Source organism: Streptomyces sp. NPDC012466 (assembly GCF_042955215.1).
GTDB lineage: Bacteria > Actinomycetota > Actinomycetes > Streptomycetales > Streptomycetaceae > Streptomyces.
Genome location: NZ_JBIBEQ010000001.1, coordinates 1,508,807 through 1,526,407, shown reverse-complemented (window position 1 = coordinate 1,526,407; position 17,601 = coordinate 1,508,807). Strand labels below are relative to the sequence as shown.

At 72.9% G+C, this 17,601-nt stretch carries 12 protein-coding genes; 10 read left to right on the top strand and 2 right to left on the bottom strand.

What is annotated here, in order from left to right; all coding sequences use genetic code 11:
• The first annotated feature begins 17 nt into the window (after positions 1-17).
• Positions 18-488 carry a DUF6099 family protein gene (locus ACFY9E_RS06690; protein WP_390979955.1) on the top strand — a complete coding sequence of 157 codons (471 nt, stop codon included), beginning with the start codon at positions 18-20 and terminating at the stop codon, positions 486-488.
• Positions 489-538: 50 nt separating this feature from the next.
• On the opposite strand, the gene ACFY9E_RS06685 is transcribed toward ACFY9E_RS06690, so the two are convergent.
• Positions 539-712 (bottom strand): hypothetical protein, encoded by a 174-nt coding sequence (locus tag ACFY9E_RS06685; RefSeq protein WP_390979953.1) that lies wholly within the window; start codon positions 710-712, stop codon positions 539-541.
• Positions 713-952: 240 nt separating this feature from the next.
• Here ACFY9E_RS06685 and ACFY9E_RS06680 point away from each other — a divergent pair, with 240 nt between their 5' ends.
• From ACFY9E_RS06680 to fxsT, 6 genes are all read left to right on the top strand, one after another.
• The gene (locus ACFY9E_RS06680) at positions 953-1,876 is read left to right on the top strand and encodes a TIGR03560 family F420-dependent LLM class oxidoreductase (RefSeq protein ID WP_390979951.1); all 924 of its coding nucleotides are present in this window, start codon (positions 953-955) and stop codon (positions 1,874-1,876) included.
• Between the two features lie 156 nt (positions 1,877-2,032).
• A complete protein-coding gene (locus ACFY9E_RS06675; RefSeq protein WP_390979949.1) occupies positions 2,033-3,496 on the top strand; it encodes a 3' terminal RNA ribose 2'-O-methyltransferase Hen1 in 1,464 nt (487 codons plus the stop codon).
• Complete coding sequence (locus ACFY9E_RS06670) at positions 3,493-6,069, top strand: polynucleotide kinase-phosphatase (protein WP_390979947.1); 2,577 nt, start codon at positions 3,493-3,495, stop codon at positions 6,067-6,069. Before ACFY9E_RS06675 ends, ACFY9E_RS06670 begins: the two co-directional genes overlap by 4 nt.
• 156 nt (positions 6,070-6,225) lie before the next feature.
• Positions 6,226-7,776, top strand: a complete 1,551-nt coding sequence (locus ACFY9E_RS06665) for a hypothetical protein (protein ID WP_390979946.1) — start codon at positions 6,226-6,228, stop codon at positions 7,774-7,776.
• Positions 7,773-8,870 (top strand): AAA family ATPase, encoded by a 1,098-nt coding sequence (locus ACFY9E_RS06660; protein ID WP_390979945.1) that lies wholly within the window; start codon positions 7,773-7,775, stop codon positions 8,868-8,870. The genes ACFY9E_RS06665 and ACFY9E_RS06660 overlap by 4 nt, the downstream gene beginning before the upstream one ends.
• Positions 8,871-13,442: an FxSxx-COOH system tetratricopeptide repeat protein gene (gene fxsT / locus ACFY9E_RS06655; protein WP_390979944.1), complete on the top strand. Its 4,572-nt coding sequence runs from the start codon at positions 8,871-8,873 to the stop codon at positions 13,440-13,442.
• Positions 13,443-13,485: 43 nt separating this feature from the next.
• Here the strand turns inward: fxsT and ACFY9E_RS06650 are convergent, their stop codons facing one another.
• The gene (locus ACFY9E_RS06650) at positions 13,486-14,814 is read right to left on the bottom strand and encodes a cation:proton antiporter (RefSeq protein ID WP_390979943.1); all 1,329 of its coding nucleotides are present in this window, start codon (positions 14,812-14,814) and stop codon (positions 13,486-13,488) included.
• A gap of 151 nt (positions 14,815-14,965) precedes the next feature.
• Between ACFY9E_RS06650 and ACFY9E_RS06645 the strand changes: the two genes are divergently transcribed.
• From ACFY9E_RS06645 to ACFY9E_RS06635, 3 genes are all read left to right on the top strand, one after another.
• Positions 14,966-16,132 carry a hypothetical protein gene (locus tag ACFY9E_RS06645; protein WP_390979941.1) on the top strand — a complete coding sequence of 389 codons (1,167 nt, stop codon included), beginning with the start codon at positions 14,966-14,968 and terminating at the stop codon, positions 16,130-16,132.
• Positions 16,129-17,235, top strand: a complete 1,107-nt coding sequence (locus ACFY9E_RS06640) for a caspase family protein (RefSeq protein ID WP_390979939.1) — start codon at positions 16,129-16,131, stop codon at positions 17,233-17,235. The genes ACFY9E_RS06645 and ACFY9E_RS06640 overlap by 4 nt, the downstream gene beginning before the upstream one ends.
• Before the next feature lie 104 nt (positions 17,236-17,339).
• Complete coding sequence (locus ACFY9E_RS06635) at positions 17,340-17,567, top strand: hypothetical protein (RefSeq protein ID WP_390979937.1); 228 nt, start codon at positions 17,340-17,342, stop codon at positions 17,565-17,567.
• Positions 17,568-17,601 lie beyond the last annotated feature (34 nt).

Here is a 17,601-nt window from a genome sequence, read left to right as displayed (position 1 = left end):
CAAGACGGGGGCAGCGCATGGACGCGGTGCGGCTCATCGTGACGAGCAGGCGGTCCCTGGCGGCGGGCGGCGACGTGCGGGAGACCCTGGCCGAGGTGTGGCAGGCGCAGGCCCTCGCGCAGGCCATAGGAAGCCGTCTCGCGGTCGCCGGGCCGCCCGAACTGCGCGGGGAGGCACTGGGGCTGACGGAACTGGCGGGCCGCGGCTGCGGTGTTCTCGACCCGCCCGAGCTGGCCCCCGGCGAGCTGCGGGCGGGCCAGCTCACCGAGTTGGGCGAGGCCCGCCACACCCTGATGCACCTCGGCGATCTCCTCGGCGAGGTCGGCATCGCCCTCGTCGCCCTGGCCAGCGCCGCCGACGACGAGGGTGCGTACTGGCAGTGCATGGAGGCCATCGACGCGGCCGACGAGTCCCGCGACCGCGTCCTGGAGATGCTCCGCAGACTCGCCGACCGGGAAGCGACCCTGCCGGAGAGGGAGGCGGGGTAGAGCCCCGAGGGCGTGCGGGCGTCGGGAGCCGGGCGGGACGGTGCGGACCCCTAGCCCGCCTGCCCCTCCTCGACGGCCGTGCGCTCGGCGTTCCCCGCCGCCTGAAGATCCGCGTCCAACGCCGACAGATCCGCGTTCAACGCCGCCATCAGCTCCTCCATCTGCTGCAACAGCCCTTTCGGCTGCCCGGTCCCGCCCTGCTGCGGCACGGTCTCTTCGGACATGACGGCCTCCTCGGCCCCCGGCCCCCGGGGAGGCCGACGCGGGTGACGCCCCGGCGGTCCACCCCCGGCGCGGAAGCCGGGGGCTCCGGCTCCGCCCGAGCCAACGATCACCACCGGGGCCGGTCACTGGCCCGGTCGTCCGGCCCCCGCGGTATGGAGGTAATTTCACCCGACCGGGGACCGGCGCGGACGGGGGACCGATCTCGTGACCGCCCGTTCCGGAGGTGCAGGATGGAGGGCATGGATCTCCGCATCTTCACCGAGCCCCAGCAGGGGGCCACCTACGACACTCTGCTCACCGTCGCCAAGGCCACCGAGGACCTCGGCTTCGACGCCTTCTTCCGCTCCGACCACTACCTCCGCATGGGCAACGTGGACGGCCTGCCCGGCCCCACCGACGCCTGGATCACCCTGGCCGGACTCGCCCGCGAGACCAAGCGCATCCGGCTCGGCACCCTGATGACCGCCGGCACCTTCCGGCTGCCCGGCGTGCTCGCCATCCAGGTCGCCCAGGTCGACCAGATGTCCGGCGGCCGCGTCGAGCTGGGCCTCGGTGCCGGCTGGTTCGAGGAGGAGCACAAGGCCTACGGCATCCCCTTCCCCAAGGAGAAGTTCGCCCGCCTCGAGGAGCAGCTGGAGATCGTCACCGGCCTGTGGGCGACGGACCCCGGCAAGACCTTCGACTTCCACGGCACCTACTACGACCTCGCGGACTCTCCCGCGCTGCCCAAGCCCGCGCAGCGCAAGATCCCCGTGCTCGTCGGCGGCCACGGCCCGTCCCGCACCCCGCGGCTGGCCGCCAAGTACGCCGACGAGTTCAACATGCCCTTCGCCTCCGTCGAGGACAGCGCGCGCCAGTTCGGCCGGGTGCGCGCCGCCGCCGAGGAGGCGGGCCGCGGCGGCGACGAGCTGACGTACTCCAACGCCCTCGTGGTCTGCGTCGGCCGGGACGAGGCGGAGGTCGCACGCCGGGCCGCCGCGATCGGCCGCGAGGTGGACGAGCTGAAGCTCAACGGTCTGGCCGGCTCCCCGGCCGAGGTCGTCGACAAGATCGGCCGCTACGCCGAGATCGGCTCCCGCCGCCTCTACCTCCAGGTCCTCGACCTCGACGACCTCGACCACCTGGAGCTGATCTCCGCGCAGGTGCTCTCGCAGCTGTCGTAGGGGGCCCGCCGAGCCGCCCTCGATAAACGAAGGCGCTGGTGGGCACAGGTGTGCGAAGCTGTGGGCGTCGTCCTGCCGAGCCCCCAGGATCACCCTCCTGGGGGCTCTCGCACGTACGGCACCCACACCGTCCACCCGGCCGGAGAGGCCCTCCGCATGTTCCTGACGATCAGCACCACCGGCACCCCAGAGCGCCCCGCCACCGACCTCGGCTACCTGCTGCACAAGCATCCCGACAAGGCGCAGGCGTTCTCGACCTCCTACGGCACGGCTCACGTCCTCTACCCCGAGGCGGAAGCCCAGCGCTGCACGGCGGCGCTGCTGCTGGAGGTCGACACGGTGGCACTGGTCAGGCGCGGCAAGGGCAAGGGCCGCGGCGGCGCCCCGGACGCCACCCTCGCGCAGTACGTCAACGACCGCCCCTACGCGGCCTCCTCCCTGCTCGCCGTGGCGCTGAGCAGCGTCTTCTCCAGCGCGATGAAGGGCGTCTGCAAAGCCCGGCCGGAGCTCCCCGGCCAGGCCAGGCCGCTGCGCGTCGAGGTGCCCGCGCTGCCCGCCCGCGGCGGCCCCGACCTCGTACGAAAGCTCTTCGAGCCGCTCGGCTGGGCCGTCACCGTCGAGCCCGTGGCGCTGGACACCGAGTTCCCCGCGTGGGGCGACTCGCGGTACGTGAGCCTCGTCCTGGAATCGGACGCGCTCACCCTCGCCGAGGCCCTGCGCCACCTCTACGTCCTGCTCCCCGTCCTCGACGACGCCAAGCACTACTGGGTCGCCCCCGACGAGGTCGACAAGCTGCTGCGCGTCGGTGAGGGCTGGCTGCCCGGCCACCCGGAGCAGCGGCTGATCACCAGCCGCTACCTCTCGCGCCGCTGGGCGCTGACCCGGCAGGCCACCGAGCGCCTGGAGCTGGTGCGGCTCGCCGAGGCCGACGACAGCGAGGTCGAGGAGATCGACAACGCCGTCGAGGCGGAGACCGAGGCCGAGGAGAAGCCGGCCCCGCTGGCCGTGCAGCGCCGCGAGGCGATCGTCACGGCGCTGCGGCAGTCCAAAGCCGCCCGGGTCCTCGATCTCGGCTGCGGTCAGGGCCAGTTGGTGCAGGCGCTGCTCAAGGACCCGGCGTTCACCGAGATCGTGGGCGTGGACGTGTCGATGCGCGCGCTCACCATCGCCTCCCGGCGGCTGAAGCTGGACCGCATGGGCGAGCGGCAGGCCTCCCGCGTCCAGCTCTTCCAGGGCTCCCTCGCCTACACCGACGTCCGGCTCAAGGGCTACGACGCCGCCGTGCTCAGCGAGGTCATCGAGCACCTCGATCTGCCCCGGCTGCCCGCCCTGGAGTACGCCGTGTTCGGCTCCGCACGTCCGAGGACGGTCCTCGTGACCACGCCGAACGTCGAGTACAACGTGCGCTGGGAATCCCTCCCGGCCGGCCACGTCCGGCACGGCGACCACCGCTTCGAGTGGACCCGAGCGGAGTTCCGCGCCTGGGCCGAGTCGGTGGCCGAACGGCACGGCTACGGCGTCGCGTTCGAACCCGTGGGACCCGACGACCCGGAGGTGGGGCCGCCCACCCAGATGGCCGTATTCACCCTGATTACGCCGAAGGAGGCGAAGGCGGCATGACCGACACACAGCAGGGGCGCGTGCTGCCCGTCACCGACCTGTCCCTGGTGGTGCTGGTCGGGGCCACCGGCTCCGGCAAGTCCACCTTCGCCCGCCGGCACTTCAAGCCCACCGAGGTCATCTCGTCCGACTTCTGCCGCGGCCTGGTCTCGGACGACGAGAACGACCAGAGCGCCACCAAGGACGCCTTCGACGTCCTGCACTACATCGCGGGCAAGCGCCTCGCGGCCGGCCGCCGCACCGTCGTGGACGCGACCAGCGTGCAGTCCGACGCCCGCCGTCAGCTGATCGACCTGGCCAAGCAGTACGACGTGCTGCCGATCGCGATCGTGCTCGACGTGCCCGAGGAGGTGTGCGCCGAGCGCAACGCGGCCCGCACCGACCGCGCCGACATGCCCCGCCGGGTCATCACCCGCCACACCCGCGAACTCCGCCGCTCCCTCAGGCACCTGGAGCGCGAGGGCTTCCGCAAGGTGCACGTCCTGCGCGGCGTCGACGAGGTCGAGCACGCCACGGTCGTCACCGAGAAGCGCTTCAACGACCTGACCCACCTCACCGGCCCGTTCGACATCATCGGCGACATCCACGGCTGCTCCGCCGAACTGGAGTCGCTGCTCGGCAAGCTGGGCTACGTCGACGGGGTCCACCCGGAGGGCCGTACGGCCGTCTTCGTCGGCGACCTGGTCGACCGCGGCCCCGACAGCCCGGGCGTACTGCGCCGCGTGATGGCGATGGTGAAGTCCGGCAACGCCCTGTGCGTGCCCGGCAACCACGAGAACAAGTACGGCCGCTACCTGCGCGGCCGCAAGGTCCAGCACACCCACGGCCTCGCCGAGACCATCGAGCAGATGGCGGGCGAGAGCGAGGAGTTCATCGCCGAGGTACGGGAGTTCCTCGACGGCCTCGTCAGCCACTACGTCCTCGACGGCGGCCGGCTGGTCGTCTGCCACGCCGGTCTGCCCGAGAAGTACCACGGCCGCACCTCCGGCCGGGTCCGCAGCCACGCCCTGTACGGCGACACGACCGGGGAGACCGACGAGTTCGGCCTGCCCGTGCGCTACCCGTGGGCCGAGGACTACCGGGGCCGGGCGGCGGTCGTCTACGGCCACACCCCGGTGCCGGAGGCCACCTGGCTCAACAACACCATCTGCCTGGACACCGGCGCGGTCTTCGGCGGCAAGCTCACCGCGCTGCGCTGGCCGGAGCGCGAGCTGGCCGACGTCCCGGCGGAGCAGGTCTGGTACGAGCCGACGAAGCCGCTGCGCAGCGAGGCGCCCGGCGGGCAGGACGGCCGTCCGCTGGACCTGGCGGACGTGCGGGGCCGCAGGGTCGTGGAGACCAGGCACCAGGGCCGCGTCTCGATCCGCGAGGAGAACGCGGCCGCCGCCCTGGAGGTCATGAGCCGCTTCGCCGTGGACCCGCGGCTGCTGCCGTACCTCCCGCCGACCATGGCTCCGACGGCCACGAGCCACGTCGAGGGCTACCTGGAGCACCCGGCCGAGGCCTTCGCCCAGTACGCGGCGGACGGTGTCGCGCGGGTCGTGTGCGAGGAGAAGCACATGGGCTCGCGGGCGGTGGCCCTGGTGTGCCGGGACGCGGAGGCGGCCCGCAAGCGCTTCGGCGTCGGGGGCACCTCCCGCTCGGGCGCAGCCGAGAGCGGGGGAGGGCCCACCGGTTCGCTCTACACCCGCACCGGCCGCCCCTTCCTCGATGACGAGGCCCTCACCGAGGAGATCCTCGACCGGGTGCGCACGGCGGCCGACGAGGCCGGTCTCTGGGAGGAGCTGGAGACGGACTGGCTGCTGCTGGACGCCGAGTTGATGCCCTGGTCGCTGAAGGCGTCCGGGCTGCTGCGCTCGCAGTACGCCGCCGTGGGCGCCGCGTCCGGCGCCGTGCTCCCGCAGGCGCTGGCCGCGCTGCAGGGCGCGGCGGCACGCGGCGTGGACGTGGCCGGCCTGCTGTCCCGCACCGGTGAACGCGCCGCCGACGCCGCCGCGTTCACCGAGGCCTACCGCCGCTACTGCTGGACCACGGACGGCTTGGAGGGCGTGCGCCTGGCACCGTTCCAGATCCTCGCGGTCCAGGGACGCAGCCTCGCCGGCCTGCCGCACGACGAGCAGCTCGCCCTGCTCGACCGGCTCGTCGAGCACGACGGCAGCGGCCTGCTCCAGACCACCCGGCGCCTCTACGTCGACACCGCCGACCCGGAGTCGGTGCGGGCCGGCGTCGACTGGTGGCTGGAGATGACCGGCCGCGGCGGCGAGGGCATGGTCGTCAAGCCGGTGGGCGCGGTGGTCCGCGACGGCCAGGGCCGCCTGGTGCAGCCCGGCATCAAGTGCCGCGGCCGCGAGTACCTGCGGATCATCTACGGCCCGGAGTACACGCGCCCGGAGAACCTCGCCCGCCTGCGCTCGCGATTCCTCAACCACAAGCGGTCCCTGGCGATCCGCGAGTACGCCCTGGGCCTGGAGGCCCTGGACCGGCTGGCCGAGGGCGAGCCGCTGTGGCGGGTGCACGAGGCGGTGTTCGGGGTGCTGGCGCTGGAGTCGGAGCCGGTCGACCCGAGGCTGTGAGCCGGAGGCCACACGATTCCGGCCAGGCTTGTCCCGCCTGGGACGCTCCTGGCCGGACGTCGCCCTTCCGTTCCCATTCGTCCCTGGTTAACCGTTGGTTGCCGTGCTAACTTCGCTGGTCGGTCAGGCAGGTGTACCGGCTCAGGGGGAAAGTCGGTGGAGACACACGCGGGGTTCGGCGAACCCGAGGGCGGGTCCGGGCGTGCGGACGGTTTACGGCTGCTGCTGGGGCTGACCAACGCCCTGTGCGGCCTCGGCTGCATGGAGGACGCGCAGGGGCGGCTGCACTTCGGCGTCGTCCTCGGAGACCTGCTGGGGCGTCAGATCGACCTGCGTGGCGTCAAGTTGCGCGAGGACGTGGTGCTGCTGGTGCGCGCCGCGCTGAACATGCCCGGTGGCGAGCGCGTACTGGTCGAGGTCGTGCGGATCCTCGAAGGTGACCTGGCGGGCGACGAGCTCGACCAGCTGCTCGCCCAGTGGCTCGCGCCCGCCCCACCCCCCGCCCTGCGAGGCCCCCTCACCCGTGACGACGAGACCGGCGCCCGCGCCCTCCTCGCCCAGGGGGACCTGCCCGCGGCCCGGTTGCGCGACGCCCTCGTCGAGGAGCTCAACGGACTCGACCTGCCCACCGGACTCACCCCGGAACAACTCCTCGCCCACGTCCTCGACTGGAACGTCCAGCCGGACGGGCTGCCCCCGGCCGTCCTCCTGGTCGATCACGCCGCCCGGCTCGCCGCCACCCCCGCGCACCGCACCGCGCTCGCCGGCTGGGCCGAGAACTGGGCCCGGCGCGCCGGGCTGACCGGGGCGATGGAGGAACGCCGACGGGCGCGCGACGCGGTGACGAGCGATCCGGACATCCCGCGCTGTCTGGTCGTCGCCGTCGAACCGACCCGGGACGGCACCGGCGAGATCGTCGTCCGCCCCTGGCTCAACACCGTCCCGGGGCAGTGGAACCCGCAGCCCGGTGAACCCGCCACGACCACCCTCGACGAACTGGGCACGGCGGTCCAGCGCGCGTTACGGCAGGGCGCCCGCCTCTGGTCGGCGCCCCGCGACCCCGACCCGAGTGGACGCCGGCAGCCACCGCCGTACATCGAGTTCGTCCTCCCGTACGACCTCCTCAACCACGATGTGGCGGGTCTGACCTTCCGGATCGGCGACGGGCAGCCGCTCCCGCTCAGCCTGAAGTACGGCGTGCACCTCCGCAGTCTGGAGCGGATGCGCACGGACGACGCGCTCGTGCGGGACCAGTGGCGGGAACGCTGGCGAACCCTGCGCGAGGACGGCGTCCTGGTGCACGGCTGGCGCGCACCGGACGGCGGCCGGCTCGGCGCGTGGCAGTCCGGCCTCGCCGGGGAATCACGGCATACGGCGGTGGTGCTCGACGCCCCCACCGACGTCCTGGCACTCGAGGCCCTCAAGGCCGCCATCGCCGAGGGGATAGGGATCGCGATCTGGGACCGCAGAGGTGTCTTCCGCGAAGAGCGCCGCGAGGTGGTGACCGCCCTGTTCGCCGCGGCACCCACCCCGGCGAGGATCCCGGTGGCCGTCCACCTCCTGCGCAGGAACGCCGAGAGCGAGGGCAGGGGGCCCGGAGAGCTCCTCGGGAGACATATCGGTTTTCTATGGGACGATCCGACGCGTCCCGTCGACTTTCAGCCCACCGACCCAGGCGATCTCGCCAGCGAGGAGGCACCGGCATGAGCGCGCAGGAGCAGACGGCCCCGAACGGCTGGCGGGTCTTCCACGGCACGGGCAGCGCCCCCGCCGAACCACCCGCCCTGCCCGCGCCGCCGCCCTGGCGCCGCTTCCGCGGCGGCCCGCCCCGGCCCGTCCCGCCGGCCGACCCGCAGGCGGCGCTGCGCCGGATGGGTCCGGGTGACGTCACCCCGCAGCTGGGCGAGGAGGAGATCGACATCGTCAACGCGGCCCTGCTGCTGCGCCGGCCCCTGCTGATCACCGGCCCGCCCGGCGTCGGCAAGTCGACCCTCGCCTACCTCATCTCCCGTGAGCTGGACCTCGGCCGGGTCCTGGAGTGGAACATCGTCAGCCGCACCACCCTGCGCGACGGCCTCTACGCCCACGACGCCATGGGCCGGGCCCAGGCCATCGCCGCATGGCGGGCCGGACTGCGGCACGCGGCGGCGTGGGAGCCGGATCCCGGCGATGCCGGCGCAGCCGCGGACGTCAACACGGCGCTTCCTCAAAAACCTCGTCAACTTCCCCCGGTTCTAGGTGACTTCATCACGCTGGGCCCCCTGGGGACCGCGCTGCTGCCCTACGATCGTCCCCGGGTGCTTCTCGTCGACGAGCTCGACAAGAGCGACATCGACCTGCCGAACGACCTGTTGCACGTCCTGGAGAACGGAAGCTATGACGTCCCCGAGCTGGTGCGCGACGCCGCGGACACCGCGAGCGTCCACACCAGTGACCCCGGGGGCCGCGCCGATGTCGGCGACGGGCGGGTCGAGTGCCGGGAGTTCCCGGTCGTGGTGATCACCAGCAACGGGGAACGGGAATTTCCCGCGGCCTTCCGCCGGCGCTGTCTGCCGCTGGAGATGCGCACCCCCACCCGGGAGCAGCTCCTGGCCATGGTCGAAGGGCACCTCGGAAGCCGTCCGCAGGGCACGGAAGACCTGGTCGACCTGTTCGTCCAGCGGGTCCAGTCCGGCGGAACCCACTCCCTGGACCAGCTACTCAGCGCTGTCCATATGACTACCACGGGTGGTTTCCAGGCGGATGGTGACGGGCGTAAGCTCGTGGAAATGCTCCTGCGCGACCTCGCGAAGGGCCGCTGAATGAAGGGCTATCCCAGGGAGCACGCATCCGGGCTCGGCGACGGATTTCCCGTTTCGGGGTCGTCGCCCCCTTCGGCGTTCCCCGAGTCCGCCGACCAGGCGGCAGAGCACGGAGCGACGGTCCCGGACGCCCCGGAGACGCCCGCCCCGCGCTGGCAGGACATCGCCGACGCGGTCTGGCTCGCCGCGTACTGGAACCGTCACGGCGGACCCGCCCCCTCCGGCCCGGAGCTCCTGCCGGGCCGTGAGACACCCCCGGCCTCGCCTCCGGTACCTCCCCGGGAAGCGGAGGACCCGGACCGCGCGGGCCGACCGGACCCGCCCCCGACCGCCGGGCCCGGCCCCGCCGGCCCGGACCCCGACGCCGTACGCCCCCCGCAGACGCCCGTCGTCCCCGCCGCCCCGGCTCCCTCGGACGAACCCGGCGACCGCCCGCAGACACGGGCCGCCCATCCCGCCCTGCCCGCAGAACCGGCCGGTGAGGCCCGCCTGTTACCCGACGCCGAGGGCCGTTTCACCCTGCGCCTCGGACAGCCGCTGCTGCCCGCCGACGACCGAACCGGGCAGGCCCCGGGGCGTACCACCGCCCTGTTCGCCCGCGCCCTGCACCAGCTGGCCCGGCGCGTGCCCTCCCGCGAAGCGCTGGAGCTCGACGAGGAGACCACCGCCGAGCAGGGGGTCGTCGACGGCATGTGGATGCCCTTCCTGAGGCCCGCCCGGACGGCCGCCTTCGATCTGGTCGTCCTCGTCGACGACGCGCCGACCCTGCGCATCTGGGAGGAGTCCACCGCCCGTCTCGCCCAGGCCGCCGAGCAAAGCGGCGCCTTCCGGGCCGTCCGCACGGTTCGCTTGCATCTGCCGCGCACCGGGACCGCCACCCTGCGCTGGACCACCGGCCGGGCCGCCGCCGACCCGGCCGAACTGCTCGACGGACGCGGCGACCGCCTCTTCCTCGTCGTCACCGACGGACTCGCCCACGGCTGGGCCGCGCCCGCCGCCGACGACCTGCTCGGCCGGCTCGCCCACGCCGGCCCCACGGCCCTGGTGCACCTCCTGCCGCCGCATCTGCGCCACCGCACCTCGCTCTACCCCCACCCGGCCGTTCTGGAAGCGGGCGGATTCGGCGTCGCCAACGACGGACTCGAACACTGGGCGCCGCCCGGTGGCCCCGACCCCCTGCGACCGCTGCCCGACGCGGGTGACGGCTTCGTGCCGGTGCCGGTGCTCTCCCTGAAGCCCGGCTCCCTCACCGCCTGGGCCGATCTCGTCACGGGGGAGCGCGGTGTGCGCCGCGCCCTGCCGGTCGTCCTGGCCGGCACCCTCACCAAGGGCTCGCCCGCGCCCGGACTGCGGGCCCCGCGCTTCCCTCGCGCCGCCAAGGCCGCCGTGCGTCGCTTCTTCACGCTCGCCACCCCGGCGGCCCGGCGGCTGGCCACCCAACTGGCCGCGATCCCTTTCGACTTCGACCTCGTGGAGCAGCTGCGACGGCGCACCATGCCGGAGACCGGTCCGGACCACCTCGCCGAGATCCTGATGGGCGGGCTGATCGACTGGGACAGCGACGGCGAGGGGCGCCCCGAGTTCGCCGACGGGGTCCGTGAGGAACTGCTCGCCACCACCACCCGCAGTCAACTCGCCCACACCGTCAGCGTGGTGGGCGAGCTTCCCGCCGCGGGCGCCCGGGGCGTCGCGCTGCGCGCCGCACTGCGCGACCCGATGGGGGCGACGCTGCCGGACGCGGCCGAGCGGGGCTGGGTGCGCAGCGAGCTGGCCGTGATGCGCGCGCTCTCCGGGCCGTACTCCGAGCGGGCCCGCCGGATCGAGCCCGGACCGACCCGGGCCCGCGGGCCCGGTGCCACCGAACGAGTGAGTCCGGGAATGTCCGAGACTGCACTCTCTGAGGTGAACCACGCGGATCGTGGGGGATTGTCCGACGGATCGGGAAGTCTGCCACCGTCGAACGACCCCAACGAACCTGGAGAACCCCCCGTGCCACCCCTGGTATCCGACGTCACCCCTCAAGAACCCCCGGAGGCTGAGCCCCCCATGCCGAGCACCATGACGACCTCGTCAGCGCCCGCCCTCCTGGTGAACGTTCCCCTGCGGAACACCTCGTTCGTCGGCCGGCAGGCGCTGCTGAGTGCCGTGGAGGAGCAGCTCGGGGCGCAGGACACGGCGGCGGTGCTGCCCAACGCCCTGCACGGGCTCGGCGGCGTCGGCAAGTCACAGCTGGCACTGGAGTACGTCTACACCCACCAGCACGACTACCGGGTGATCTGCTGGATCCCCGCCGAGCGCGAGAGCCTCATCCTCGCCGCACTGGCCCAGCTGGCGGCGCAGCTGGGCGTGGCTCCCACGGGGCAGGACCTCGGCGCCCCCGCCGCCAACACCGCCGTGCCGGCCGTGCTGGAGGCCCTGCGCACCGGGGCGCCCTACGACAACTGGCTGCTGGTCTTCGACAACGCCGAAGACGTCGAGGCGGTCCGCCGGTTCTTCCCGACCAACGGCCCGGGCAAGGTCATCGTCACCTCCCGCAACCGTGCGTGGGAGAGGGTGGCCACGTCATTGCCCGTCAACGTGTTCGAGCGCGAGGAATCGGTCGAACTCCTCCAGAAGCGGTCTCCCGACCTGTCCGTCGAGGACGCCGACCGGCTCGCGGAGGCGCTGGGCGACCTGCCGCTCGCGGTGGAGCAGGCGGGAGCGTGGCGAGCGGTCACGGGCATGCAGGTCGACGAGTACCTCGAACTGCTCGCGGAACGCAGCCCCGAGATCCTCGAACTCGACCCGGCTCCCGACTACCCGGTCTCCGTCGCGGCCGCCTGGGACATCTCGCTGGAGCGGATCAAGGAGAACAACCCGGGCGCGCGGCAACTGCTCGACATCTGCGCCAGCATGGCGCCCGAGCCCATTCCCCGGGCGATGCTGCGCGGCAGCCGCGGCGTCAACGTCACGCCCGAGGTCGACCCCCTGCTGCGCGAGTCGATCAAACTGAACCGCGCCGTCCGTGACCTCAGCCAGTTCTCCCTGGTCAAGGTCGACCCACGGTCCGACACCCTCCAGATGCACCGTCTGCTCCAGACCGTGCTCCTGGCCAAGCTGAGTGCCGAGGAACGGGAGCGGATGCGGGACGCCGCGCATCAGCTCCTCTCGGCCGCCAAGCCGGGCCCCTACGGCTCGTCGCTGGAATGGCGCGCCTACCAGGCGCTGTTGCCGCACGTGCTCACCTCCCAGGCCGTGAGCAGCACCGACACCTATGTGCGGGAGCTGGTCTTCGACACCGTGTGGTTCCTCTACTACTGGGGAGACCACGTGGGCGCCGCCGACTTCGCCCGCCAGGCCTGGAGCGCCTGGATCGCGGCGTCGGGCGAGGAGGACGTCAACGTCCTGCGGATGATGAAGAGCCTCGGGTTCCTGCTGCGGCAGATCGGCGAGGTCCCCGAGTCCATCCCGCTCACCGAGAAGGCCCTGGAGATCTCTCGCAGGACCGAGGTCGACCCGGAGAACCTGATCGACTCGCTGTGCGAGATGGCCGACGCCCACGGCTACCAGGGCCGGTTCGAGGAAGCCCGGGCCCTGACGCAGGAGGCCACCGAGCTGGCCCGGTCCCTGTTCGGGCCGGACGATCCGATGACACTGCGCGCCACCCACGCCTGGGGCGTGGCCCTGCGGCTGTGCGGCCGGTTCAAGGAGGCGCTGCCGCTCGACCAGGAGAACGCCCAGCAGCGTGAGCTGCTGTTCGGCCCGGCCAGCTTCTTCACGCTCAACACCCTCAACGCGCTCTCCATCGACATGCGCGAGAGCGGTGACTACCCCGGGGCCCGTGACTTCCAGGAGGACGCGTACCGCAGGGCGCGCAGCGAACTCGGCGAGGAGCACCCGCTGACCCTGCGTGTCGCCAGAAACCTCGCGGTCTGCCGGCGCCGTGACGGGGCACACGCGGAGGCGGCCAAACTCGCGGAGGAGACCCTGCGGCGCTTCATCGCCCGCTACGGTCCGGACCACTTCGACGCCATGTCGTCGGCCACCAACGTGTCCGTCGACCAGCGGCTGGCCGGTGATCTCGACAGCTCCCGCCAGCTGGCGGAGGTGACGCTGCGCCGGTTCGAGCAGCGGCTCGGTCCGGACCACGCGTACACCTTGCTGACCAAGGCGAATCTGGCCGCCACGCTGCGCGCGCAGGACGCCCTGGAGCAGGCCCAGGAGCTGGAGGACGACGCCGCGAGCCGGCTGGCCGGACAGGTGGGATCCCGGCACGTCACCACCCTGACGGTGGCCATCGGGCAGGCCAACACGGCCTATGCGCGTGTCGACTTCGAACGGGCGCACGAGATCGATCAGGCCAATCTGGCGCTGCTCGCCGAGGTCGCGGGCGAGGAGCACCCGCTGACGTTGTCCTGCACGGCGAACCTCGGTCTCGACCTGCGGGGTCTGGGACGCGGAGCGGAGGCCGACGAGCTCCAGCGCAAGGCGACGGACGGGTTCGCCCGCGTGGTGCGAGCCGACCACCCGTGGCTGCTCGCGGCCCGCCAGCGCCGTCGGATCGAGTGCGACATGGCGCCGATGCCGCTGTAGCGGGCGTTTTCGCCGGGGTGGCGCTCGCGCCACCCCGGACCGGTCAGCCCGCGTCCACCACCGGCGTGGTGGGGGCGCCGTCAGCCGGGCTAGGGCTGTGCGCGGGGGCCGCTTCGGCGCGTCCCGGGGCGCGGGTCGGCCCGTCATCCGAAAGGTGGCGGACCAGGTGCAGCAGGGGCTGGGTGAGCAGTGTTGTGGCCAGGGCCATGAAGACCAGCACCGTGTAGAGCGGCTTGCTCAGCAGGCCCGCCTGGAAACCCGCGTTGAGCGCGATCAGTTCCGTCAGCCCGCGAGCGCTGAGCAGGACGCCGACCGTGCGTGAGTCGTCCCGGTCCAGCCCGCCCAGCCGGGCCGCCACCGTGCCGCTGCCGACCTTCGTGAGGACCGCCAGCACCGTCACCACCAGCAGGGTGAGCCACCCGGTGGTGTTCATGTTGTTCAGCGTGACGGACTGCCCCGAGAAGACGAAGAAGTACGGCACCAGCAGTGAGCTGACGACGTGCAGCGGCGTCAGCAGATCCGGGTCGAGGGTGCCGTCGTCCTCACGCGGGCAGACGATGCCGGCGAGGAGCGCACCGCAGATGGCGTGCAGCCCGAGGAACTGTGTCACGGACGCCGAGGCGCAGGCGAAGCCGATGAGCAGGGCCAGCCGCAGGGAGGGCTCCATCCGGGTGCGCCACAGCAGCCGGCGCAGCACCGGCCGGGCCGCCAGCAGCATCAGCACCACGAATCCTGCCGCGACGAGCGCCCGCCCCTGCCAGCCCAGGGCGTGCTCACCGGTGTCGCTGTCCAGCATCGTCCCGGCCAGCACCGTCCACCCGATCACATCGAGCAGCCCGGCCGCGGACACCGCGAGGATCCCCGGCACCGTGTCGGCCAGGTTGTTCTCCCGCACGATGGCCGTCAGCACGGGTACGGCCGTTATCGACAGGGCGACCCCGGCGAACAGGACCATGCCGACCGTCAGCTCGGGCATGTCCAGTTCGCGCAACTGCTGCTGGAACAGCAGCGCACAGCCGCTGCCCACCGCCATCGGCACCACGAACGACGCCACGGCCACCGTCACCACCGTGCGCGCCCGGTCGCCCAGGATCGTCAGATCCAGCTCGTACCCCACCGCGAACAGGAAGACCACCAGGGCGAACTGCGCGAGCCCGGTCAGCGCGGTACTGATCTCCCGGGGGAACAGCACGGTGTAGGCGTCCGGCGCCGTGCTGCCGAGCAGCGAGGGGCCGAGGGCGATGCCCGCTGCCAGCTGCCCCACGATGTACGGCTGCTTCAGCCGCTGGGCCAGCCAGCCGGCGCCATGGCCGACCGCCAGGATCAGGGCGGAGGCGAACAGGAAATGCGTGACCACCGTTTCAGGGCTCACAGCGTCCCCCCGTGTCCAGTTGTCGTGGCCTGCACCGCGGCCGCGGACGGGTCGCCACACCTCTGCGCGGCCCCAACCTCCCTATGATAGGGGTGACTTGACGGCACATCGGAAGCCGTACACAACACTGCACCGGTGTCACGGGGGGCACATGGCGACGGTCGTCTTCATCCATGGGACAGGGGTGCGCGAACCAGGCTTCTCGAAGCTTGCGGGGCGCGTGGCGGCCGGACTGACCGCCCTGCGCGGGGAACTCCGCATCGTGCCGTACTACTGGGGCGACACGCACGGCGCCACGCTCGCGGCGGGTGGCGCCAGTCTTCCCGCCGCGCCGGGCGGCGCGTCCCGGGGCCCGGCCGGACCGGACCCCGAGGAGGAGACGGCCGCCGTCTGGGCCGCCCTCTACACCGACCCGTACGCAGAACTCGCCCTCGCGGCGGCCGGCGCTCCGCGGGCCGCCGAGCGAGCACCCGGATCCCTGCCCCCGGACCAGGCGATACGCGCACGGCTGGCGGCCCTCGCGGCGAGAGGGGACGAACCCGCAGCGGAGTTGGGGCCCGGCCTCACCCGCGCCGCCACCGACCTCGCCGCCCACTCCCTTCTCGCACCGGCCGCGGCTGCTCTCACCCCCGACGACCTCGCGCACCTCGTTGCCCGCGGCCTGACCGCCCGGGTGATCGCGGACGCCCTGGACTCGGACGCCCCCCTCGTACCGGTCGGCGACAGCCGTGACACCGTCGCCGAGCGGCTGGCCGTGGCACTCGGTGCAGCACCCCGGGGCACGGAACGCGGAGTGCGCTCCCTGGTGCTGCGGGTGGCGGGCCCGATGGCATCCCGTGCCGTCGTGCGCCGCCGGCGCGCCCTCACCGAGGCCGCTCATCCGGCCGCGGCCGACATCCTGCGCTACCTCAGTCGCGGCGAGGCGGTCCGCGCCGACCTGAGCGAGCTGGTCGAGGGCCTGGAACCGCCCGTCACCGTCGTCGGCCACAGTCTGGGCGGCATCATCGCCCTGGACACCCTGATCTCCACCCCGCTGCCCCAGGTCCGGCTCCTGGTGACGGTGGGCTCCCAGGGTCCCTTCCTCTACGAGTCCGGATCCCTGCCCTCCCTCGAACACCCGTCGCCGCTCCCGCCGCACATGCCCGACTGGCTGAACCTCTACGACCCGCGCGACCTGCTCTCCTACCTCGGCGCGGGCCTGTTCCCGGGCCGCGTCACGGACGTCCGGGTGGACAGCCGCCAGCCCTTCCCGGCCTCCCACAGCGCCTACTGGACCAACCCCGAGGTGTACCGGCACATCGTGGACCGGCTGCCGTGAACCCCGCCCGTGTGCACGCGCTGATCGTCGGCATCGAGCGCTACGACGCCGGACCCGGCTGGAACCTGCCCGGTCCGGCCCGCGACGCGGTCGCCTTCCACCGGCTGCTGCGCGAAGCCGGGGTGCCGGAGGAGCGACTGCGGCTCCACCTCGCCCCCCTGCCGTCCTACGCCCCCGGGGTCGCCCATCGGCCCGCCGACCACGCCACCCTGCGCCGCGTCCTCGTCCGGGAACTGCCCCTGGAGCAGGGCGACGTCCTGTGGGTCTGGTGGGGCGGGCACGGAGTGCTCGACCGGGCCGGGCACCTGCGGTTGTTCTGCTCCGACGCCAGCACCGCCGACAAGCTGGGCATCGACCTGGACAGCGCGCTCGACCGGTTCGCGGGGGACGCCGTACCGGCCTTCGGGGAACAGTTGTGGATCGTGGACGCCTGCGAGACCTTCGAGGAAGAGCTCGCCTTCCGGGAACCACTGCCGCCGGCCGCCCTGCCGGTGGGGCGGCGCAACCACGCCCACCGGCAGACGCTGCTGCAGGCCGCCGGGCGCGGGCGGGCCGCCGCCAACGACCCCGAGCGCGGGACGGGTCTGTTCTCCGAGATCCTGCTCGGGCTGCTGGCCGACCGGGCCGCCGTCCTTCCCGCACCACCCGATCCGGAGGGACTGTTTCCGGCCGTGCGGGCACGTATCGCGGCCCTCAGGGAAGCGGGACGTACTCTGCAGTATCCGGAGATTCGGCTGCGCAGCCCGGAGCGCACCGAGATCGTGGCTCCGGCGGAGCGGGGCCCCGAGGGGCGGCCGGTCCCACCGCTGCAGCGGGCCGTGAACGCTCTCCTCGCCTACCCCCTGATGCAGGACCCCGCCGAACGGCAGGCGCTCATCGCCTCGTTGGACCCCCGTGTCACAGCCACGCTGGCCCGCCACAGCAAGGCGCGCACCGATGTCGTCAGCATCCTCAACGGTATGGCCCGGCGCCGGCCGGAGGTGCTGTGGGAGTTGTTCGACGCCGTGGTCTCCCTCGACGACACACCGGAACTGAGGGGTGAACTGGGCGCGGCACTGACCGAGTTCGCGGCGTCGGCGCGACGCCCGGGCGATCGGAAATGATCGGGTGGCGTGATCGTACGGTTTTCGACCCGGGCAGGAATGGCCATGATGGAAAAGAACGGGCACGGGGCATCGCGTGCCACCGTGCGAGAAGGGGGAGCATCTTGGACCAGCAGCCCGCTCTGTGCCACGCCGAAGTCGCCGTCCGCGAGCCGGCCGCGGCTGCTGGTACCGCCGTGTGGGAGTCGGATCTCGCCGACCTGACGGAGCTGCCCCTGACCGCGGTGGACGGTCTCGCCCCTCTCCCTGACTCCGCCCGTCTCCTCGGTGAGGTCCTGCGGGCACGCGGCAGCATCAGAGGGGGCAGCGAGGGGAGCGCCCGGGCCGAATAGGTCTCCAGCCCCCGGCAGGCGGCCCGCCCGTGGC